Below are 22193 nucleotides of genomic sequence, written 5' to 3'. Positions count from 1 at the left end.
AAAAGCTAAGTGCAATGGAACTTAGAGATTTGTTCCTTGAACAAATCAGTTCTAACAGCTGATGAGCAGTTTAATGTTGCAACTAAATACCGATTGTTAATGATGTGGCTGCTTAAGTAGTTTATTAGAATCCTGTTTTATTGGGAATGCACCTTTTCAAGCGCAACAACATTGATGATTTAATCAGAATAAACAATAACTAAAGCTCGAAAAGTGAACTTGAAGCGAGTAAATTAACGGCTGAGTTAGAGATTAAGTAACTGTTATGGCAATCGCTTGGGTGTTGTTTACCATTATGGCTGCATTTATGCAGGCTTGGCGGAATGCTTTTCAAAAGCAACTCAGTACTACCGTTGATGTCTATGGAACGACCTTGGCACGTTTCCTTTTTTCTCCTGTGTTTGCTTTTGGCTATCTCGCATTTTTATATCAGCATCAACCTGTCACAGCAGTCGTTAGTTTTTCTCCTCATTTTTGGCTCTATATCGTGATTGCGGGGATCAGCCAAATTTATGCCACCGCCTTAATGGTCAAATTGTTCCAACAAAAGAATTACGCCATTGGCATTGGATTGGCCAAAAGCGAAGCGATTCTGGCAGCTTTAATTGGGGTGATGTTTTTACAAGAACACCTCAGTGCTTGGGGCTGGCTCGGGGTATTGATTGGTGCAATAGCTGTGTTCTTACTTAGCAAAGGCAGTAGCCAGACCAAACTTTCTTTTAAAACCCTCTTGATTGGGTTGGGGAGTGGGTTATGTTTTGCGATCACTTCTTTATTGGTACGGGAAGCCAGCTTAGAGCTTGGCATGCTGCCTTTTTTACATCGTGCTGCATGGGTGCTGTGTATTTTAATCAGCTTCCAATGTGTGATTATGCTGCTGTACTTGGGTTTATTTAGTCGAAAAACCCTGTATCACATGCGACTGCGCTTAGGACTGACCTTTAAAGTCAGTGTGTGTAGTTTCTTGGCCTCCTTGGGGTGGTTTAGTGCCATGAGTATGCAGACTGTGGCATTGGTTAAAACACTCGGACAGATTGAGATTTTATTTAGTTTGTTGATTTCGGCTTTTTTCTTTAAAGAGAAATTGGCACGTTCTGATCATATGGGGCTGTTCTTGGTCATTCTGGCAGCAATGATGGTCATATGGGCATAGCGGATGAGGCTTTGTTGTAGCTTGTGTTGGTAAAAAAACGCAAATTATGTGTAAAAGTGAAATTAATGATTGATTAAATTTTATAACTTGGAAATTTATTCTCTGTAAATATGATTTTGTGGGAAATTAACCTAAAAATATTAAGAAATTCTTTTTTTTAGGAAAACAATCCCAGCCGAAACTACCTAAACTATATCTCAAGGGTGTGATGGGGATCGGAAAGAGTAGATTGCTACCAGTTGCGTACAACGTGAGTGTAGTACTTACCCAAAAGGTCTCGATTCGGCTTAGGACGCTATAGACCAAAAGTTTATAGGCACAAGGTTATGATTTACAAAGTCATGGTTGTTGAAGTAAACCACTGATGTTTTCCCTTGACACCCTAAAAAATTTTTAAGTTAGAATAAAATCTAATAAATATAAAATAATAAACTAGAAAATGATTTAAAGCCCTCACGATTATTCAGCTTATTTCTCAACTCCAATTATTTTTTCATACAGATTTTTCTTGTTCAATTTACAAATCTAGACGATGTTATTTGAGTCGTTTCAGTAACATGAAATGAGAACCTTCCTGAAAATAATCGAATAAAAAGAAGAGTAATAATGAGTCCAAACAACCACAATCACCCCTTTGATGATCAAGCACTTTTTACTTGTTTAGCGCAGCGTTTTCAGCAATATCCTGAAAGACACCCCAATATTGTCTGGCAGGATGTATTGTCTCAACTGCAAACCCAGCCTGAAAAAATAAAAAGTCTGCACTGGATGGAACAAACAGGTGGCGAGCCAGATCTAATTCAATTTGAACCAAACCAATACTTTTTTGTCGATTGTGCTGAAGAAAGCCCGAAAGGACGCCGTAGTCTGTGTTATGACGCTGAAGCATTGATGGCTCGTAAACAGAATCCGCCACAGGATAGTGCAGTGCGTTTGGCACAGCAAAATGGAACAGCATTACTGACCGAACAGCAGTATCGAATCTTGCAACAACTGGGTAATTTTGACCAAAAAACGTCAAGTTGGGTGCAAACACCAGCGTCCATTCGGGCATTAGGTGGCGCCTTGTTTTGTGATCACAGATATGGGCAAGTGTTTACCTATCATAATGGTGCAGAGTCTTATTATGCCGCACGAGGTTTTCGTGTCGCGTTAAAGCTTTAGTTCATTCCTTTTATTCCAGTGGAAACGTAGAGGTGATAAGCATGAATATTGAATTTTTACGTGAAGCTTTATGCTGGTCTTTAGCCATCAATTATCTGATTTTATTGATTTGGTTTTTTGTGTTTATCAATGCCAAGCGCTGGATGAAAAGTTTGCATGGACGCTGGTTCAAGTTGAACGATCCAACTTTTGATGCGATACATTATGCGTCAATGGCGGTCTATAAAATTTTGATTTTGGTGTTCAATTTGGTTCCATTGATCGTCTTGTCGATCATCACTTAAAGTGGAAATTGGGAGCTTTGGAATCGATTGAATTTTCTTCATTTTCGATAAAAATTGCTATGATGCTTAAATAAGACTAAATAAGTTACCACTATGATGGATAGACAAAATCAAACGCATCATTGCGTTGTGTGTAAAAAGCCTTTTCCTTATAAAGCGCTGGTTTCGGGGCATGTGATACGGGATGTCATCAGTGATGAAATTAAAAAAGACTATCCAGAATGGTCATCCGACAGTTTTATTTGTCGTCCAGACTTAACCCATTATCGGATTCAGTATGTCCATTCTTTGCTTAAATCTGAAAAAGGAGAGCTGACAGATTTGGAGCGTGAAGTGATCAGCAGTATGCAACGGCATGAACTGATTACGAAAAACATCGAAACCGAGTTTGATCAAAACTGGACTGTGGGTGAGAAGCTGGCAGATAAAATTGCCAGCTTTGGCGGCAGTTGGACTTTTTTAATTTGTTTCGGCATTTTTTTAGTGCTGTGGATTCTGTTAAATACTGTGGTGTTATTGGTACATCCTGTTGATCCTTATCCTTTTATTTTGCTGAATCTGGTGTTGTCGTGTTTAGCAGCGATTCAGGCACCAATTATTATGATGAGCCAGAACCGTCAGGAAGCCAAAGATCGCCTGCGTTCACAGCACGATTATCAGATTAACCTCAAAGCTGAATTAGAGATTCGACATTTACATGAAAAAATGGATCATTTGCTGTCGCATCAATGGGAACGGTTGGCACAAATTCAGGAAATTCAATTGGATTTGCTCACTGAAATGAATAAGCGCCATTAAAAATGTCGATGTTATCGAGCATGTAATCAGTCTCTTGAACTTCAATAAATGGCTTAAAAACAGAAGAATTGACAGCATTCTCTGGGCTTGATATTTTGCCCGCTTTGCTACTAAGCCTGCTGCATCATGCCTTTAAATGACCACTTTGTTTATACGCCGCCACAAGAACCGTTGCAGATTGTGTATGAAGATGCGGACTTGGTGATCATTAACAAACCTGCGGGTTTATTGTCAGTGCCTGGTCGTTTACCCGAACATCATGATAGTGCTTATTATCGCGTATTAGACCAGTTTCCTGCGGCGAAAATTACCCATCGTCTAGATATGGCGACTTCAGGAATTCTGATGTTTGCCAAGCATCGAGATGCCGAGGTGGCGGTCAGTAAAATGTTTCAAGCACGCACAGTGACCAAACATTATCAGGCACTGGTGCAGGGGCAGATTCAGCAATCAGGTTGTGTGGAAGTACCGTTAATCACGGACTGGGAAAATCGTCCACGTCAGATTGTGCATTTTGAATTGGGTAAAGCGGCAAAGACCCTGTTTGAACTCATGCAATACGATGCAGCACAGGATGTCAGTCGTGTACTGCTTACCCCAATTACTGGACGTTCGCATCAATTACGTGTGCATATGCAATATATTGGGCATCCTATTACAGGGGATAAGTTATATCATCCTGAACCGTTTAAGAGTCCGTTCAAACGTATGGCACTCCATGCCAGCCATCTCAAATTTACGCAACCCTTAAGCGGTGAGCTGGTGGATATTCAAAGTTTGCCTGCCTTCTAAAAATATCCATTTTAGGGCTTAAACTGTCATAAATTCATGCTAAATTACGTTTAATTAATAAGCAAAAAGCAGGGATATAAGAATGAGCCGTAATTATGAATTATTTCCAGATGATGATAACGGTAATGTACTTTGGCAGATGTATGAAGACGGCAATGACTTGACCGATCTGCATGAAATTGAATTTTCAATTGTGTTCACCACACAAGAACAAGCTGATAAATGTGCTTTGCATTTGTTGCATGAAGAACAAAAGGTTTCGCTGTTTCAAGAAGAAGTTAAAAATGACGGCAGTGATTTATGGGTGCTGAATATTCACGTTAATATGATTCCTGAATATCAGGATGTCCAAGATTTGGAAGAGTGGTTTGTTAAAATAGCCGAAATGTTCCACGGTGAATATGACGGTTGGGGCTGTCTCAGCTATCTCTATGATTATGATGACGAATAATAAGATGTTTCAGTGGATGGCTGCTGTGTAATCTGTACTCAAGTTATACATAAGTCTCCACTGCTTACCGTACACTAACAGCAGCAAATAATAAAAATAGAGGTGTCCCATGTCGAATACGGTTCAATTACATCGCGTTTTTAATGCACCCTCTGAGCGTGTTTATCGTGCATTTACCACTGCGGATGCCTTGGTGAAATGGATGGCGCCACATGGTTTTACTGCACATGTGGAATTGCTTGAAGTGAAGCCTGAGGGCAAATATCGCATGTATTTCACCAATTTTTCGACAGGCACACGAACTGTATTTGGTGGCACCTATCATGAAGTTATTCCGAATGAACTGTTACGCTACACCGACCAATTCGAAGACCCGAATATGCCTGATTTAATTGAGGTCAAGGTTGAATTTAAAGCAGTATCCGTGGGTACCGAAATAAAGATTACACAATCAGGTATTCCAGATGTGATTCCAGTAGAGGCATGTTATTTAGGATGGCAAGAGTCTTTGCAATTGCTGGCTCTGCTGGTTACTCCAGAAATCCCTGATGGATCATAGGCAAGGACCATGCACACGTTTAATAATTTCAAGGAAAGAGAACAGAAAGCCAGAAACGCGATTTGGCAAAGCTTTCTGCAAGACACGGCACGAGACAATCAGGTGCGTCTGTATGTTGAGCATCATTTGCAAGAAATTTCCCCTAAATATTGGCAGCATCATACAGGGTTGACGCGTCCCGATGCCAAACAAGTCATTGAGCTGCTTTCAACTCAGCGCTTTCTCGATTTTCATTCTGTTGAAGAAAATGATGATTCGATAGATTTTAGTCTGCCTGAGAATGTCACCGACTATGTGTTATGTGTTTCATTTGATGAAGATGGAAATGTTGAAGATATCAGTATGGAAAGTTAAATCAATCACTCATTTCGGCATGGCTAAGGAAATCAATGCAAATTCAGATCAAGCGTGTCTATAGTCCTGTTGCAGCAGAAGATGGATTAAGAATTTTAGTCGACCGTTTATGGCCAAGAGGCATAAAAAAGGAAGATGCCAAAATTGATTTGTGGCCCAAAGACATCACACCTTCCACAGCACTCAGGCAGGCTTATCACCAAGAGTTAATAGGCTGGGAAGAGTTTAGTGAGAAATATTTGCTGGAACTGGAGCAATATCCTGAAATACTGGCTGAATTACGTTCCTTAGCTCAACAACATAAGCTGAGTTTAATTACTGCGGCAAAGAATGAAACACAGAATCACGCTGTGGTACTCCAAGCACTATTACAACACACAGCGTAAGGCATGTGATTAGGTAATGTAACGCATGATCTTGAGAGAATAACCCTACAGAGTATAGGGTTTTATCGTACTTTCGAGTAAACTGAGCCACATTGAACTTCTTTTATTTTTTCGAGTTTATTTATGTCTTTAGCTCCGTGTCCAAAATGCCAATCAGAATATACCTACCAAGATGGCGACTTGTTGATTTGTCCAGAATGCTCTCATGAGTGGCAAGAGGGAGAAACGAACTCAACGGAAGAAGTGACCCAAATCAAAGACAGTAATGGAAATTTATTGGTCGATGGTGATACGGTCACTGTGATTAAAGATCTGAAAATTAAAGGATCATCTTCAGTTGTGAAAGTTGGAACCAAAGTAAAGAATATTCGCTTACTGCCTGAAGCCAGTGATGGACACGATATTGATTGTAAAATTGATGGGATTGGTGCAATTAAACTGAAATCAGAATATGTGAAAAAAGTGTAATTGTATGCCACGACGTCACTGTTGAGGGTTGAAGATGCAAAGAGTGAACTTTCATGCAGCAGTGACGAATCAAAACATGTTATAACCCAGTTTTCACTGTTTGGGTTGCACGTAGATGCCACATATTCATTTGGAATATTCTGACAATTTAAAAGACTTTCAAGCTCAACCTGTTTTGTTGGGTCTCAACCAAGCACTCTTCGCGACAGGTCATGTCAAAGCAGCCGCAGACATTAAAAGCCGAGCGATTTGTCAACGTGATTATTTGATTGGTTTTGGTGAGTCCAATCAAGCCTATGTGCATGCTAAGGTTTCCTTACTTTCTGGTCGTGATTTACAGACCAAGACCGAAATTTCAAATCAACTCCTTTCGACTTTACAACAGTTACTTCCTAAGCAGGCCGATTTGACTGTGCAGCTTTGTGTGGAAATTTTAGAAATGGAAAAAGCCTGTTATGGGAAAACCGTCGTAGCGGCGGCTGCAACCTGATTGCTCTCATCTACTCTGAATTTGGAAGATGTTAAATACTGCTCCTGAACTGCATGGTTTTGGGGCAGTTTGAATCCTCATGATTGCTGCTGAGCGAATGTTTGATTAAAAATGCTCTTTTTTGTTGTTTAAAAGTCATTTATATTTCTTAGAACTTAAATAGTTTCAAGCAACAATAAATAAAGTGAAAACAACAAGAGGAATGAAAATATGTCTGGATGGTTTGAGCTAAGTCAAGCAAAAGATGGTCAATATCGCTTTGTACTTAAAGCGGGGAATGGGGAAGTCATTTTAACGAGCGAACTATATAAAGCCAAAGCTTCTGCGCATGTGGGCATAGAGTCCGTCCATAAAAATAGCGCAGATGATCATCGTTATGAGCGTTTGACTGCCAGTAATGGCAAGCCATATTTCAACTTAAAAGCGGCCAATCATCAGGTGATTGGGACAAGTCAGTTTTATTCTTCTGAACAGTCACGTGATAAGGGCATAGAGTCGGTCAAAAATAATGGCTCGGTCGCGACCATTAAAGACTTAACGGTTTAGCAGAATGCAGAATAAATCTTGAGAAGCATGTCCATCGACATGCTTTTTTATTGACTAAGATTTATGAAAACTGATCGTGAAAGAAGGGCTTGGATGTCCGATAAAATTACAGCTTTATTCTCTAAATTATTTTCGCTATAGTTTTTATAGTGTGATGGGAATCACATGATGTAGGTTTGTGGAGGCTGTAGGGAGTGCGCCTTCTAAGACTGTGTATAAAAATGCAAATGTCTCTGAATGTTTTTAATTTGTATGCAGATGCGCTCAAGTCGTGATGCCGTCAAATTCAGGGCTTATGCTGATGAAAAGTAGATACACTGTAAAGGAATGACACGATGAGCATAGAAATTACGGGTGATGAGCAAAGTGCCCATGAAGTCCTCGCGATACTAAAACATTGGGATGAAGCGGTGGCAAACATGGATATTCAAGCTTTAGCGGATCTGTGTGTCGAAGAGGTGAGTTTAATTGATGTCAGTACCCATCTCACGGGTATTCAAGCATACAAACAATTATGGAAGCGTTATCTTCCTGTGAAAGTCGGGAATATTCGAGTTTATCGTGAAGGCATTAAATTGATTGCTCAACATGAACTTGCTGTATTGCACTGTTTTTCCAAGGTCGATCAAATTGATGCAATCCCCAATTTAGAAGTGTTTTGGTGCCGAACCACGATTTGTTTTCAGAAAGTCGAGGGAGCATGGAAAGTCGCGCATCAACATATTTCCATGCCGATACAACTAGAAACGGGACTGCCGATTTTACTGAGTGAAGTGAGTTAATGGTATAGATGATCAAGTCATGAGGTATAGCAGATGCCTCATGACTTTTTGTATGTTTAGAGGGCAGTTTTTTCTAATTTTTCTACAATTTCATGCAGTTGTTTAATCCGTTTCACTTCATCCCAGAGCAATTTCGCTTCAGGATAATGTTTGGACATCATCCCCAACCATTGCTTGTAGCGCCCCAGCATGCCAATTTCAGTTTTGGCAGGGCCACTAATAAAGCGGATTTGCAAAGCCAATAAGTCGTTCCAATTCAGTAAAGGTGTATCTGAGTTTTGGCGAATACACTGGGTTAAATCGGGAGTGGTTACAGCACCACGACCAATCATTAAGTCTTCACACCCTGATTCAAGACGGCACTGTTTGGCATCGGCATTGGTCCAGATCTCGCCATTGGCAATCACGTTAATTTTCAAGGCTTCACGAATCGGTCTTAGCTGATCCCAAAAGGCAGGTGGGGTATAGCCATCTGCCTTGGTACGGGCATGCACTGTCACCCATGACGCACCAGCATCTTCAATAGCATGCGCATTGTCGAGCATGAAATGACGATCCATATAACCCAAGCGCATTTTTGCAGAAACAGGAATATGCTCAGGCACTGCATCACGCACGGCTTTGACCAATTCGTGTACCACTTCAGGCTCATCTAACAATACAGACCCACCGCGGTGGCGGTTTACTGTTTTAGCAGGGCAACCAAAGTTCATGTCGATGGCAGGTGCACCTAGTTTAACGGCACGAATGGCATTGGCAGCCAGCATTTCAGGATCATTACCTAAAAATTGCACATGCACGGGTGTACCCGCAGCTGTTTTTCCGCCATTGAGTAATTCAGGGCAAAACTGATGAAAAATATGATCAGGCAAAACGGAGTTGGTGACACGAATAAACTCAGTTACACACCAATCGAAGCTCCCGACGGATGTTAAAACATCACGCATAATCGGGTCAGTTAAGCCTTCCATGGGGGCAAGGATGAGTTTCACGGTTCGAATCGCCAGTTAAATTTGAGAAACGGTGTTATACGTTTTTTTGTGCAGATTGTCTAGGCGAAGGGGCTTGGAATATTGTCGCTAGAAATAGGGTGAAGATTCATACGTTGTTGCAGAGGCTTCACTTTAAATCAACGATTGGATTTGGAATAATTTCACTAAAACTATTGGCTGAGTTTGGTCTATTTGAAATATGCCCGTACAAACTTTGGTTACTGGTTTGACAAAAAAGATCAAAACTTGGACTCATCATTAAATCTTTCTGGCTGCGTTTTTTAAAAATGGGGGCAATCTGTGAGGCATAGTAATTTACCCAGTCTAGAGGATTGCTAAAATCGGCATAATTCTTCAGGTTGTTATATAAGGACTGAATATCTGAAAGTATGGGTTCTATACTTAGATCAACCAGCCAAACATTAATGTCCTTAACTTCAAATGGAACTAAATAATAGGGCTGTGATAAATCAGATTGTTCGACTTTATATAGTTGAACTCCTTGTTCTATATAGCTTGAACAAAGTAGTTTTGTTTGCTCGATTTGAGAGAAAGGTGTGCTGACTTCTCTTTCCCGAAACTGCCTAGAAACTCTCAAACACTCAGGTAAATAATTTAGCTGGGAACATGCAACTTTTTCAAATATTTCAATGGTTCTACTAATTAACTGATAATCTCCTGTGCCTGTGATGATGCCATTTTTCCAGATATGTAACTTTGAAATTGGATCGGAGCAAAGGGAGATAGATTGATCTTCTTGTTGAATTGCTTTTTTTGTATCTGCTGCAACAATAATGCTATCATGCAGCTGAATTGCAATAATGAAAGTCATAATTTTAGTATAATACATTAATTATTAAATGCTTATTTTAAACTAAATCTACTTTCTAATCTTAAAAAATACACTTAAAAATATAGGTATCTATCAATGGCTGGTGGTTCTCAGATCATTATTAATCAAGATGGTATTAAAATTATTACTCCTGCAAAGTTTGAAGCAAAGGCTGGGCAGCATTTATTTAACAGTGGTGCTAGTGTCCAGCCTAATTTGCCATCATTACCCGTTTTTGAACCTAAACCTCAAGATTTATTTTTAGAATATTTCCATGCTGATGGTACACCTGCAAAAGGTTCAAAATATACAGTGGCACTTTCTGATGGCACTAAAAAAACGGGATTTTTAGATGAAAAAGGGCAAGCTTTTATAAATGATGTTCCTGCTGGAAAAGCTCAGGTTTTTTACGAAACAGTATTTAATCAAAATGATCAGTCCGGTGCAGTTGATGATAGTTGGTTTTCTAATTTTATTCGAACCAAAGGTGTTAAATAATGGTTCAACAAAATGGAATTCCTGAAACAGGTAATGAGCAATTCTGGCAAGGATTAAGTGATAAATCAGGATATATACAACAAGAGTTTATTCAGGCTTCTGATTTTTTAAGTCTTGCACTCGGTGAGTCTGAATATGGTGTAGCGCAACATGAGCCTTTAGAAAAGAAAGATCAAACCCAGTATGTCTATGTATCCAGTAATTTTTCGATAGAAGCATTACCTGAATCCGCAGGATTTTGGGAACAGCTTCAACATGCAGTACAACTTGCATTTGCTGTGAAAGTGCAAACAGATATTAATCTTGCAAACAATATCAATCAATTACTTGATGAAAACATGGAAGATATTGAATATATTTTTGGATTTGTGAGTGGCGACTTTAATAAAAATCCAACTGTTGCTCAGGTCATTGTCGGTGGCTTAATTAGTATGATTCCCGTTGCGGATCAAGTGTGTGATATTCGAGATTTGTTAGCCAGCGTTATTATTTTATCGGATGAAAAACAAAGGACAGCAGAGAATTGGACTGGATTGGCATTAGTTGGAATTGGTGTCATTCCATTTTTTGGTTCTGTGTTTAAAACTATTGCAAAGTTAATTACCAGCAAAGTTATTAAAACAAAAGATGAGTTATTCAAAGCAATTGAGCAGTTGGAGTCGTATTCTAGAAAACTTGGTTATAAGCCGTTCTGGGGGGATAACCCTGAACGATGGTTGAAAACCAAACCTTGGGCTGAAATAGCTACAAATGCGAAACAAGTACTCAATCAATATCTTGGTAAATTACAGTCACTTTTAGAAATGTATGGCAGTCGTAATACTGCTAAAATGACTGGATTTGATGGCTTAGCAGATAAATACGCAGCCTCACTTAAAAGTATTATGGCTCAGGTTGGTCAGTATATTGATGACTTATGTCGTCAAGTTGAGAATGCTTGCCATGAGATCATGGGACAACCGAAACTCAGTATTGCAGGTGGTCATGGCAATGGGATGGATATTCATATTGGTGGGAATCCAAATGAGCCGACAAAAGTAAGTCATACACAGCCATCGAATAAGATTGCTTTTGCTAAAATGAAAGAGCATAAGGTCGGTTGTTTTGATCCAGTAAATACCCCTAAAGCCCGAGCGAATGCTCGTAAAAATATTGATTTAGGACATCCGCCAAAAGCCAAAAGTGAAAAATGGTCAGAAGATCAATATCTGAAATGGGAAACTGATCGTCAGTTAGAAATGCAGCAGAATGCATTAAACGGTATGACTGCAAAGGATTATGAGAAAGGTCGGGAGCTGTTTAAGCAGAATGGTCGGGGAAGCGGGCTGGATCAGGTTCAGGCTAGGCAAAATTATGAGAAAGATTTGGCTGATTCAAAATTTGAAGAAAACTTAGAAACAATGGACCCTATAAGTGCACGTAAAAAAGCTGATCAAGATTCAAAAGATATTATGTCAACCATGGCTGCACTCCATAATCCTGATCAGATCTCAGCAGGAATTATGAGTGATGCGCCTATGGATATGGGCTTGAAGAATGTCAATTCATCAATTGGGAGTGGTTGGGGTAATAAAGCGGCAGGAGAGTCAATAAGTCGAGTCGATTCAATTGATGATGCGGTTAAAGGGGTTGATCCGAGTGTTAAAGATACGACTAAACTCAATGTGAAATTAGAGAGATGTAAGTAATGGAATTAGATTCAAAAAAATTAGTTGATGAATTTCTTGTATTTTTTAAGAGTCATTTTTCAAGTATTAAAATCGATAAAAAACCAACGCCTGAATTTATAGCCCAACATGAGCATACTTTCCCTGATTATCTATTTTATATTTGGGATAAACTCGGTTTTGCCTCATTTGAACATGGTGGATTCTGGCTTGTTAATCCTACTGAGTATGAGGATATTCTAGAACTTTGCCTAAAAGATACGAACTTACCTGAACACGATGAATTCTATGTCATTGGTCGAAGTGCTTTCGGTGAATTATATACTGTAGGAAAAAATACCAGATCAAAACTGACTATAGACATTGTTAATTTAAGAATTTATCCAACTCTTCGAGACAATGAAAACAATACTGAGTTGGCTTTATTGAGATCCCTTCTATCTTCTATAACAATGAAAGGGACAAAAAAAGCGATTGATATCTTTGATAAAAATGAGAATTTGCTTTTTGATCGCTGTTTAACAAATCTTGGTGAGCTTAAAGAGAATGAAATCTATGCCTTTGAGCCTCCTGTCGTATTAGGTGGGCCACAAGTTGTTGAGAACATAAGAAAAGTTGATCTATTCCAATATATTCCTTTTGTGGCTCAACTAGATAAATTCCAAGTCATGTTGGATATTGTTAAAGAAGTTGACCGTTTAGGGATTAAACCGAGGAATTAAGTTTCACTCAAATCAATATAATATAGTCTATGCGAAATGCACTATATCATTCATTTAAAATCAATGGATTAGTCATAATAGAAAAGCCCAATTTATACAAACTGGGCTTTTCTATTGAGTCTTTACGTTGCTCATTTCTAAACAGCAAAACTGAATAAAAGTCTTTATCTTCCCAAGATCATTTCAAGTACAAACTTAGAACCAATAAAACCAACAGCTAAAAGGAAGAAACCGATCAGGGTAAAGCGAATAGCCTTTTGCCCACGCCAGCCAAATTTATAATGACCAATCAGCAGAGAACCATAGACAAACCATGAAATAATACTGAACGCGGTTTTGTGCGCTAAATGCTGAGCAAAGAAATCTTCAATGGTAAAGAAACCAAACACTAATGCTGTGGTCAGTAAAATAAAGCCTGTTTGAATTAAATCAAACAATAACGATTCCATCGCTTGAAAAGAGGGAAGCAAATTAACCCAAATACGCTTCTTTTGTTTGTTTTTCAGCTCACGGTTTTGAAACCATAAAATTACCGCTTGAATGGTTGCCATCAGCAAAACGGCATAAGCTGATAAAGACAGAATAATGTGAATATCTAGGCTAACCGAATGCTGTTCAATAAATTGATTAGGCTTACTAAAGGCAAAGCCTAAAATCAGCCCTGTCGCAGCGACAGGAATACCAATTAAATTTAATGCCAGAATGGGGCGATAGGTACTAAAAATTAAGCTTAATAGCAGCATCAAGCCTGAGGTAAAGGACATGAGTACAAAAACATCATAATTGACCCCAAGCGGCGTAATCATATCGTGGTAAAGCACCCCTGCATGCAGCAGTAGACCCAAGCCCAAAATTACGCCAATAAACCAATGGTTTGGTTCACGTTTCGACATTAAATGCAGGAATAAATACCAAAAAGAGGTGGTATAGGCAATTAAAGCCAAAATGGTATAAACCAAGGGGAGACTAATCATGTCAAACCTTTTTCAGGATGATGAATATTCATTTATATAAATTCGACTCGAACTACAGTATCCTATAGCATCTTATGCATAAATTTTCTATTTTAAGAAAGATTTTTTTGCTACTGGCTATTTTAAGCGGATTTTGCAATGTTTGATACCTTAACAGAACGACTCACGCAGAGTTTAAGAAATGTTACTGGCTCAGGGCAGCTAACCGAAGATAATATTAAAGATACGTTACGTGAAGTACGTATGGCACTTCTTGAAGCCGATGTTGCGTTACCTGTAACTCGTGAATTCATCGCGAAAGTTAAGGAAGAAGCATTAGGCCAGGAAGTGATGACACAGTTATCCCCTGGGCAAGCCTTCGTTAAAATTGTTTATAACGAATTAACCAAAATGATGGGCGAGGCCAATGAAAGCCTCGACCTCGCGGCAAAACCTCCAGTGGTTGTGCTTCTTGCAGGTTTGCAAGGTGCGGGTAAAACCACGACTGCGGCAAAATTAGCGCGTTTCTTGCAAGAACGCCAAAAGAAAAAAGTGGCCATGGTTTCTGCCGACGTTTACCGTCCTGCTGCGATTAAACAGCTGCAAACGGTTGCGGGTGAAGTTGGCGCGATTTTCTTTGAATCAAGCGCTGATGAAAAGCCAATTGATATTGCTAACCGTGCCATCGAACAAGCCAAGATCCAGTTTGCGGATGTGTTGATTGTCGATACGGCGGGTCGTTTACATGTCGATGATGACATGATGGACGAAATTAAAGAGCTACATGCTGCAATTAAGCCGACTGAAACTCTATTCGTGGTTGATGCCATGACAGGTCAGGATGCGGCAAATACAGCGAAAGCCTTTAATGATGCCTTAGCCTTAACAGGTGTAATCCTGACCAAGACTGATGGTGATGCACGCGGTGGTGCAGCTCTTTCGGTTCGTGCCATTACAGGTAAGCCAATTAAATTCTTGGGTATGGGCGAAAAGCTGGATGCCTTAGAGCCATTCCATCCTGAGCGTGTTGCACAACGTATCTTGGGTATGGGTGACGTACTTTCTTTGGTCGAAGAAGTTGAACGCAAAATCGATAAAGAAAAAGCCGAAAAAATGGCGAAAAAATTGCAGAAAGGCGGCAGCTTCAACTTTGAAGACATGCTGATGCAATTTGAGCAAATGAACAAAATGGGCGGCATGATGGGCTTCTTGGATAAGTTGCCTGGCATGAGCAATTCAGGCATTCAAGATGCAATTGCACAAGCGAATCCTGAAAAGCAGGTCAAGAAAATGGAAGCGATTATTCAATCGATGACCATTAAAGAGCGCCGTAACCCAGACTTGATGAACCCGAGCCGTAAAAAACGTATCGCAGCTGGTTGTGGTATGGATGTGGTTGAAGTGAACAAGCTCATCAAACAACACGCGCAAATGGCGAAAATGATGAAGAAGTTTGCTAATCCGTCGGGCATGGCAAAAATGATGCGTTCATTGGGTGGCTTGCAAAAGCAATTCGGTGGCGGTGGTGGTATGGGTCCACTATTTGGAAACAATGATCAGAAAAAATAATGGTTTGATTCCATGTTAAAAAAGGTGCTAGATGCACCTTTTTTAACATTTAAGCATGACTATTTCAGCTTTTCACTGCTTCAGCTTGATGCTGAATGTAATGCTGTAATCCTTTTAACAGTAAATCTTCTTCTACAATCGGTTGGTACTGCTCTAAGTGTTGGGCAAACAACTCTGCATCACCACCTGTCAACACCAACTGTCGTGGTGAGTGCTGCATTACTCGTTCAATGGTACTCAGCAATCCCAGTAAAATGCCATGATGCACGGCATCAATGGTATTACGACCCGGACTCAGTTCTTCAAAGGCTGCATCGGGGATTTTAATGCCTTTGGTATTTTGAATTAGAGAATCACGTTGCAAATACAGATTCGGCAGAATGTAGCCGCCTAGGTGTTGTAATCCATCCGCTAAATCAATGGTCAGGGCAGTACCACAACTGATCACGCAATAATTCTGGCTAGCGTTATTCGCAACCGCTAAAACTTGCAGCCAACGGTCAATCCCTAATTGTCTCGGATCATCATAGCCACATTTTAAGCCTGCATATTCAGTATGTACCTTGGCAAAAATGACTGGTACAGCCAAGCGTTTCAGAATGGACTGAATACGTTGATTATTCTCTTGATCGAGTACCGATGAGACGCCGACTTGCTGAATGTTCAAACCTTGAAAATGCTGGATTAAACCGAGCAGTAAGTCGGCAGGGGATTGCAAATGCAGTTCGGCTGCATGCTCCACAATTTGCTCGTGTTCAGTGATCCAATATTTGAGTCGGGTATTACCAATATCAAGCCATAAACTTTTCATCACATCATCCTATTCGGTTGCTGTACTGAGTCGTAAACGACCTTGGTAAAAGCTTTGAATGCCTGATTCGGTTTCAAGTAATACCGCACCATCATCCTGAATACCCACAAAGGTGCCTGAGCAACTGCCAGTACTGTGTTCAAACTCCACCGCTTGCTGTTGGAAAGCAGCATAACGATTAAAGCGTGCCGCGAGGTTATAGCTCTGATGATCAAACCATTCGCCTGCACGATGAATCGCCAGATAAAGTTCGGCAATCAGATCAATACGAGAAGTGGCTTGTAGTCCAAGTTCGGTGAGCGAGGTGATTTGCTGATCAATGCTGTCATCTAACACAGGTGCAAGATTAAGTCCAACCCCAACAATTACTTGGTTTGGGCTAATCGGTTCAATCAGAATGCCACCCCATTTACCTTGTGCGCTGTACAGGTCATTCGGCCATTTTATTTGCAAATTCAGGGCTTCAAGGCTGGGCATGTGCAGAATATTCAAAGCAACTTCTAAAGCTAAACGCCCATCTATTGCTGTTCGAGTATTTAGCAATGTGCTTAAATACACGTTCCCTTCAGGTGACACCCATTGTCGTTGTCGCTGACCTCTCCCTTGTGTCTGTTGTGCGCTGCAGACCAATGCACTGTGTATTCCTTTTTGTGCAATTTCACGGACATCATCATTGGTTGATGTCGTGGTCGGTTTAAGCATCAGGACTTCAGGGAGTTGTTGAGCAGCCTGAAGTCGTTGTTGTAGTTGTCGAGTTTCTACATCCATTTGAATCTGAGCATAGTGGAAAATATTTATGGAGTTAATCATATATTTACTGATTGGTGCAATCGCAGGATTTACCGCAGGATTATTTGGTGTGGGTGGTGGTTTAATTATTGTGCCGATTCTCTATATTGTATTTACCCAGCTTCAGTATGATCCCGCCGTGATTATGCACATGGCACTCGGGACGTCTCTTGCCACCATTATTGTCACCTCAATGAGTTCGGTTTCAGCGCATCACAAGCAGGGTGCGGTGTTGTGGTCGGTGTTTCGCAATTTAGCCCCAGGTTTGGTATTAGGCTCATTTTTAGGTGCAGGCATTGCAGATTTACTGCCTGGTCAGGGTTTGCAGTTGATTATTGGTTTCTTTGCTATTTGGGTCGCTTACCGCATGTTTAAAGGGGCGAAAGCGCAAGTGGATACCACAAAGCAGCTACCCTCGACAGCCAAGCAGATGTTGGCAGGTGGCGGGATTGGGATTGCCTCAGCAATTTTTGGCATCGGAGGCGGCAGCCTTACTGTACCTTACCTAAACCGTCATGGCGTGGTGATGCAAAAAGCAGTGGCAACTTCGGCGGCATGTGGATTGCCAATCGCGCTTGCGGGTGCACTCGGTTTTATGTGGTTTGGTGCCAAAGCGCAGGTCAATGTGCCCAATACCATTGGTTATATTCATGTTTATGCATTTTTAGGCATCAGTTTGATGAGTTTTATCACGGCTAAACTTGGTGCGAAAGTTGCACATCAATTGTCACCTGAAATGTTGAAGCGATGCTTCGCAGGTTTGCTTACTACTGTAGGGGCTTATTTTATTTACCAAGGATTTGCAAAATTTTTCTAAAGATTTGTGATGACTTTTGCTGTTTTAATTGGCTTTTTAGACATAATATTGTCTGACAATGCACATGGTGCAGGACTGCTGAAATCAGTTACAACTATTGCTTCAGTCGTGTGATGTATTGTGGATTGCATCTTATAAAAACAAGATAGGAACAGTATGCAACAAGAAGAAATAGAAAGCCTGTCCGAGCAGATTGCCAAACATATTAGTGAGCAAATCATTAGTGGCGAACTGGTCGAAGGTGAGCGAATTCAGGAGTTAAGAATCGCCAAAGAGCTGGATGTCAGCCGAGGCTCGGTGCGTGAAGCATTGCTGTTATTGGAGCGCACGCATCTGATCCAGATTTTTCCGCGCCGTGGGGCAATTGTCTCGGAAATGTCAGCACAGCAGGTGCGGGCACTGTTTGATAGTTGTGCCATGCTGTCGGGGCAAATTGTACAGCGCATTGCGGAAACTTGGCGTCAGCATGAAGTGGAGCAGTTTCAGCGCTTGATGGAACAAATTCAGGAAGAGTGCCGTCAGGGTCATACTGAGAAATTTTATGATTTAATTTTTCAGTATCTGGCCAAGCAGCAAGATATGGTCGCGAATCCTTATTTAATGAATTTCTATCAGGAGCTGCTGCCTTCGGTGCGTCGCAGTTACTTCTTAACCTTAAATACTTCAAGAAGAGAGTTACAAGAGTCGTTTGAGTTGTTTAAACTGGTGAGTGATGCAATTTTAATCCGAAAATCACAACAAGCCACTTTATTTATGGATGATTTTTGTCGACACTTGCGTAACTTGGTGTTGGAATCTCTAACACGCATGAAACAAATCGAATTAGCATGGGCGCGTCGTTCACGACGTTAATCAGGACATTATGCGTTTAAGCAGTTTAAAACTTTCAGGCTTCAAATCTTTTGCCGATAGCACAACTTTACAGTTCAAAGCCAACCGATCTGCCGTGGTTGGACCCAATGGCTGTGGAAAATCCAATGTCATTGATGCCATTCGTTGGGTCATGGGTGAATCCAATGCGCGCCAACTACGTGGTGGCAGCATGCAGGATGTCATTTTTACGGGGACGGCTAAGCGTAAACCTGTGGGGATGGCTAGCGTAGAACTGCGTTTTGAGAATACCTATGGCAAGTTAGGTGGGGCCTATAATGCCTACAATGAGCTGGCGGTGCGTCGTCAGGTCACCCGTGATGGTAAGTCTGAATATTTCTTAAATGGTACCAAATGTCGTCGTCGTGATATTACTGATATTTTCTTGGGCACAGGTTTAGGTCCGCGTTCTTATGCCATTATTGAACAAGGCATGATTAACCGTCTGGTGGATGCCAAGCCTGAAGAAATGCGGGTGTTTATTGAAGAAGCGGCAGGGGTGTCCCGATATCAGGCACGTCGTCGTGAAACCTTGTTGCATTTGGATCATACCGCGCAAAATTTATCTCGCTTAGAAGATATTGCACAAGAATTAAAGTCACAGCTTAAAACCTTAAAGCGTCAGTCTGAAACCGCGATTCAATACAAAGAATTAGAAAAAACCATTCGGACCATTAAAGTGGAAGTGCTGTCTTTCCAATGTGAACACAGTAGTCGTTTGCAGCAGGAATATACGGTACAGATGAATGAACTGGGCGATCAGTTTAAATTGGTACGTTCTGAATTAACCACGTTGGAGCATGACTTAGGCTCAACCAGTGAGTTATTTCAACGCCTGATTCAGCAATCGACCCCATTACAAAGTGAATGGCAACAAGCCGAAAAGAAATTGGCTGAGCTCAAAATCACTTTAGAGCAAAAGCAGTCGCTTTTTCAGCAAAACACCTCGACGCTGGCACAACTGGAACAGCAAAAGGCACAAAGTAAAGAGCGTTTGCAGTTGATTGAGTTGCAGCTTGAGACCTTGTTGCAACAGCAAGAACAGCAAACGGAACAGTTGCAGCAACAAGAACAGATAAGCCAGCAACAGACGCAAAGCTATCAAGATTTAAAGGCGCAACAGCAGCAAGTTCAGCAGCAGTTTGAACAGGTCAAGGCACAGGTAGAAAAGCAACAACAGCAAAAAATGCAAATGCTGGCGCAGTCTGAGCAACTGAGCAAAAATATGGTGCGGATTGAACAGCAGAAGCAGACGTTACAGCTGCAAGCCGCTCAAATTCAAAACCAAGCCCAGAGCGAAGATGTTCAGCAGTTGGAGCAGGATAAACGCTTGCTGCAAACTCAGATAGAGCAGTCCGAGCAAGCGATTCAGCAGCAGCGTCAGCAGTTGGAGCAATTGCAGGAGCAATCGGCTCAGCAAAAAACACAGATGTTGCAATTAAAATCTGAGATACAGGTTTTACAATCTGAACATAAAAACCTGACCCAACTGTTGGTCAAGCAAAGCCCTGCATCGCACAACGCCAATGTGCAATTGATGCAGACTTTGAAATTGACTGAGCAAGGCAAACCTCACGCTCAATTGATTGAGAAGTTCCTTGCCAAATGGCTTTCAGCAGAAGTACTGGATGGGGATGCTGAATTCCAAGACAGTATCGCACGTCAACTTAAAATGAATTTAGACAGTAGCAAGCTGGCATTGGCACAATTGCCTTGTCTGGCAGACTGGATTGCCTCTGCACAGCATTCCCTCTGGGATCAGGTTGCGATTGCGACGACGTTGAGCGAAGCATTGGCGTATCAAGATCAGCTTAAACAGGGTCAGTCGATTTTAAGTTTGGATGGGTATCATGTCGCAGCAGATTGGGTGATTGGCTTACTCTATGATGAAAGCAGCCAAGCGGGTCAAGGTGCACTGAGTCATCGTATTCGTCTAGAAAGTATTGAGATTGAACTGAATAATCTACAGGCGCAATTTGAGCAGGCTGAACAGCAATTACCGAGCATGCAGCAACAGATTGAGCAGCATCAGACTGAATTGAAACAACAGCAGGCTTTGCTCAAACAGCAGCAACAAAGCATACAACAGTTGGATGTCAGTATTGCCAAGCTGCAAAGTAGTGCACAGGCTTTTGCAATACAGCAGCAGCAATTACGTGATCAACTGCAACAGTTGGATGAGCAGCTTGAAGAAGATGCCATGCAAAAAGATGATCTGGAAATTGATCTGCATGCACTGACTTTGAAGCTGGAACAGGTATTACCACACTATAAAACCACGCAATTTCAACTGGAAGAATTGACTGAGCAATTAGAGTTTGCCCAGCAGCAAAGCATACAGTCACAACAAGAACTGGAACTGTTACGCCGTCAAAGCACACAAACACAGCAACAGACTGCCTTGCTGGAAAAGGATGGATCTTTCCTGAAAGCCCAGAATCAGCAAATCAATCAGCAGATTGAACAGGCGAAAAAGTTTGTCGATCCAGTGCAGCTAGAATTACCGACTCTCGAATCTCAATTTGCTGAGCAATTTCAACAAACTGAAAAATTGCAGAAAACGTGGAATGCGTGGCAGCTTGAACTCAACAGCGTGCAAGAAAAGCAGCAGCAAGTGACCGAACAACGTCATCAACAGCAACAGCAAGACGAGCGTTTACGCACGCAACTGGAAGAAAAACGCTTGGCATGGCAGGCAGCCAAATCGGATTTCCAGCACTATTCCGAACAGCTCAAAGCGATGGATAGTGACTTAATTACTGGTCTTGCAATTGATTTACCTGCACATCAGGCAAAGTTGGAAAAAGCCCAGCAGCAATTTTCCAAATTAGGCGCAGTCAACTTGGCGGCTTCAGAAGAATATGAAGAAGTTTCCAAGCGCTTTGAAGAACTCAGTCATCAAATTGAAGACCTCGAAAAGACCGTAGCGCAACTGCAAGCTGCAATGAAGAGCATTGACCAAGAAACACGCAAGTTGTTTATGACGACCTTCGATCAGGTGAATGCTGAATTGCAGGAATTGTTCCCGAAAGTCTTTGAAGGTGGTGAAGCCAGCTTAAGTCTGGAAGATGACTGGCAGTCTGGGGTCAAACTCATGGCACGTCCACCTGGTAAACGCAACAGTTCACTGGCATTACTCTCGGGTGGTGAAAAAGCCCTGACTGCATTGGCACTGGTTTTTGCTATTTTCCGTTTAAATCCCGCGCCGTTTTGTGTACTGGATGAAGTGGATGCGCCTTTAGATGATGCCAATGTGGGTCGCTTCTGTAATTTGGTAAAAGAGCTTTCTGAACAAGTGCAATTCATTTACATTACACATAATAAGTTAGCAATGACGATGGCCACCGATTTATTGGGGGTTACAATGCCAGAACCAGGTACATCAAAACTCGTTAGTGTAGATTTGGAACAGGCAAAAGAATACGGTTTAGTCGCGGAGTCATAAT

Annotated in this window: 25 protein-coding genes; 20 read left to right on the top strand and 5 right to left on the bottom strand. The window is 41.2% G+C overall.

Annotated elements, in window-relative coordinates:
* Nucleotides 1-265: 265 nt before the first annotated feature.
* The 13 genes from GWK51_RS03805 (at nt 266) to GWK51_RS03745 (ending at nt 8227) form a co-directional block, all read left to right on the top strand.
* Nucleotides 266-1153: a DMT family transporter gene (locus tag GWK51_RS03805; RefSeq protein WP_161932705.1), complete on the top strand. Its 888-nt coding sequence runs from the start codon at nt 266-268 to the stop codon at nt 1151-1153.
* A gap of 606 nt (nt 1154-1759) precedes the next feature.
* Nucleotides 1760-2317: a DUF4256 domain-containing protein gene (locus GWK51_RS03800; protein WP_161932704.1), complete on the top strand. Its 558-nt coding sequence runs from the start codon at nt 1760-1762 to the stop codon at nt 2315-2317.
* Nucleotides 2318-2358: 41 nt separating this feature from the next.
* Nucleotides 2359-2601, top strand: coding sequence for a DUF6868 family protein (locus tag GWK51_RS03795; RefSeq protein WP_161932703.1), 243 nt, complete (start codon nt 2359-2361; stop codon nt 2599-2601).
* A gap of 96 nt (nt 2602-2697) precedes the next feature.
* Nucleotides 2698-3399, top strand: a complete 702-nt coding sequence (locus GWK51_RS03790; protein ID WP_142770079.1) for a DUF1003 domain-containing protein — start codon at nt 2698-2700, stop codon at nt 3397-3399.
* A gap of 126 nt (nt 3400-3525) precedes the next feature.
* The gene (locus GWK51_RS03785) at nt 3526-4191 is read left to right on the top strand and encodes an RluA family pseudouridine synthase (RefSeq protein ID WP_161932702.1); all 666 of its coding nucleotides are present in this window, start codon (nt 3526-3528) and stop codon (nt 4189-4191) included.
* A gap of 82 nt (nt 4192-4273) precedes the next feature.
* Entirely contained in the window at nt 4274-4642 is a 369-nt protein-coding gene (locus GWK51_RS03780) for a ribonuclease E inhibitor RraB (RefSeq protein WP_161932701.1), read from the top strand.
* 109 nt (nt 4643-4751) lie between these two features.
* Nucleotides 4752-5201, top strand: coding sequence for an SRPBCC family protein (locus GWK51_RS03775; protein ID WP_161932700.1), 450 nt, complete (start codon nt 4752-4754; stop codon nt 5199-5201).
* 9 nt (nt 5202-5210) lie between these two features.
* Nucleotides 5211-5555 carry a DUF2004 domain-containing protein gene (locus GWK51_RS03770; RefSeq protein ID WP_100242198.1) on the top strand — a complete coding sequence of 115 codons (345 nt, stop codon included), beginning with the start codon at nt 5211-5213 and terminating at the stop codon, nt 5553-5555.
* A gap of 35 nt (nt 5556-5590) precedes the next feature.
* On the top strand, nt 5591-5941 hold the full coding sequence (locus GWK51_RS03765; RefSeq protein ID WP_161932699.1) for a DUF488 domain-containing protein: 351 nt from the start codon (nt 5591-5593) through the stop codon (nt 5939-5941).
* A gap of 123 nt (nt 5942-6064) precedes the next feature.
* On the top strand, nt 6065-6409 hold the full coding sequence (locus GWK51_RS03760) for a zinc ribbon domain-containing protein YjdM (RefSeq protein WP_161932698.1): 345 nt from the start codon (nt 6065-6067) through the stop codon (nt 6407-6409).
* Between the two features lie 115 nt (nt 6410-6524).
* On the top strand, nt 6525-6899 hold the full coding sequence (locus GWK51_RS03755; RefSeq protein WP_161932697.1) for a 5-carboxymethyl-2-hydroxymuconate Delta-isomerase: 375 nt from the start codon (nt 6525-6527) through the stop codon (nt 6897-6899).
* Nucleotides 6900-7109: 210 nt separating this feature from the next.
* Complete coding sequence (locus GWK51_RS03750) at nt 7110-7445, top strand: YegP family protein (protein ID WP_100242202.1); 336 nt, start codon at nt 7110-7112, stop codon at nt 7443-7445.
* Nucleotides 7446-7780: 335 nt separating this feature from the next.
* The gene (locus GWK51_RS03745; RefSeq protein WP_161932696.1) at nt 7781-8227 is read left to right on the top strand and encodes a YybH family protein; all 447 of its coding nucleotides are present in this window, start codon (nt 7781-7783) and stop codon (nt 8225-8227) included.
* 56 nt (nt 8228-8283) lie between these two features.
* Here GWK51_RS03745 and GWK51_RS03740 read toward each other — a convergent pair whose 3' ends face one another.
* Entirely contained in the window at nt 8284-9219 is a 936-nt protein-coding gene (locus GWK51_RS03740; protein ID WP_328703725.1) for a tRNA dihydrouridine synthase, read from the bottom strand.
* A 127-nt stretch (nt 9220-9346) separates the two neighbouring features.
* The gene (locus GWK51_RS03735) at nt 9347-10069 is read right to left on the bottom strand and encodes a hypothetical protein (protein WP_216071672.1); all 723 of its coding nucleotides are present in this window, start codon (nt 10067-10069) and stop codon (nt 9347-9349) included.
* 78 nt (nt 10070-10147) lie between these two features.
* Here GWK51_RS03735 and GWK51_RS03730 point away from each other — a divergent pair, with 78 nt between their 5' ends.
* From GWK51_RS03730 to GWK51_RS03720, 3 genes are read left to right on the top strand one after another with little or no spacing between them, the layout of a single operon-like run.
* Nucleotides 10148-10549, top strand: a complete 402-nt coding sequence (locus GWK51_RS03730) for a hypothetical protein (RefSeq protein WP_161932695.1) — start codon at nt 10148-10150, stop codon at nt 10547-10549.
* Complete coding sequence (locus GWK51_RS03725) at nt 10549-12237, top strand: polymorphic toxin type 15 domain-containing protein (protein WP_161932694.1); 1689 nt, start codon at nt 10549-10551, stop codon at nt 12235-12237. Before GWK51_RS03730 ends, GWK51_RS03725 begins: the two co-directional genes overlap by 1 nt.
* A complete protein-coding gene (locus tag GWK51_RS03720; RefSeq protein WP_161932693.1) occupies nt 12237-12938 on the top strand; it encodes a GAD-like domain-containing protein in 702 nt (233 codons plus the stop codon). Before GWK51_RS03725 ends, GWK51_RS03720 begins: the two co-directional genes overlap by 1 nt.
* Nucleotides 12939-13102: 164 nt before the next feature.
* On the opposite strand, the gene GWK51_RS03715 is transcribed toward GWK51_RS03720, so the two are convergent.
* Complete coding sequence (locus GWK51_RS03715) at nt 13103-13912, bottom strand: cytochrome C assembly family protein (protein ID WP_016165316.1); 810 nt, start codon at nt 13910-13912, stop codon at nt 13103-13105.
* Nucleotides 13913-14050: 138 nt separating this feature from the next.
* On the opposite strand from GWK51_RS03715, the gene ffh reads away from it, so the two are divergent.
* Entirely contained in the window at nt 14051-15460 is a 1410-nt protein-coding gene (gene ffh, locus GWK51_RS03710; protein ID WP_161932692.1) for a signal recognition particle protein, read from the top strand.
* 64 nt (nt 15461-15524) lie between these two features.
* Here the strand turns inward: ffh and GWK51_RS03705 are convergent, their stop codons facing one another.
* Both GWK51_RS03705 and GWK51_RS03700 read right to left on the bottom strand, forming a co-directional pair.
* The gene (locus GWK51_RS03705; protein WP_161932691.1) at nt 15525-16271 is read right to left on the bottom strand and encodes a pantothenate kinase; all 747 of its coding nucleotides are present in this window, start codon (nt 16269-16271) and stop codon (nt 15525-15527) included.
* Nucleotides 16272-16280: 9 nt separating this feature from the next.
* On the bottom strand, nt 16281-17039 hold the full coding sequence (locus GWK51_RS03700; protein WP_161932802.1) for a biotin--[acetyl-CoA-carboxylase] ligase: 759 nt from the start codon (nt 17037-17039) through the stop codon (nt 16281-16283).
* 28 nt (nt 17040-17067) lie between these two features.
* On the opposite strand from GWK51_RS03700, the gene GWK51_RS03695 reads away from it, so the two are divergent.
* The 3 genes from GWK51_RS03695 (at nt 17068) to smc (ending at nt 22192) form a co-directional block, all read left to right on the top strand.
* Nucleotides 17068-17877 carry a sulfite exporter TauE/SafE family protein gene (locus GWK51_RS03695; RefSeq protein ID WP_161932690.1) on the top strand — a complete coding sequence of 270 codons (810 nt, stop codon included), beginning with the start codon at nt 17068-17070 and terminating at the stop codon, nt 17875-17877.
* 156 nt (nt 17878-18033) lie between these two features.
* Nucleotides 18034-18729, top strand: coding sequence for a GntR family transcriptional regulator (locus tag GWK51_RS03690; RefSeq protein ID WP_100242215.1), 696 nt, complete (start codon nt 18034-18036; stop codon nt 18727-18729).
* Between the two features lie 10 nt (nt 18730-18739).
* Entirely contained in the window at nt 18740-22192 is a 3453-nt protein-coding gene (gene smc, locus GWK51_RS03685; protein ID WP_161932689.1) for a chromosome segregation protein SMC, read from the top strand.
* Nucleotide 22193 lies beyond the last annotated feature (1 nt).

Origin of the sequence: Acinetobacter kanungonis (assembly GCF_009939195.1) — a bacterium.
In the GTDB taxonomy this organism is placed as follows: domain Bacteria; phylum Pseudomonadota; class Gammaproteobacteria; order Pseudomonadales; family Moraxellaceae; genus Acinetobacter; species Acinetobacter kanungonis.
Note: the sequence above shows the minus strand (reverse complement) of the source record. Positions and strands in the feature narration are given on the sequence as shown.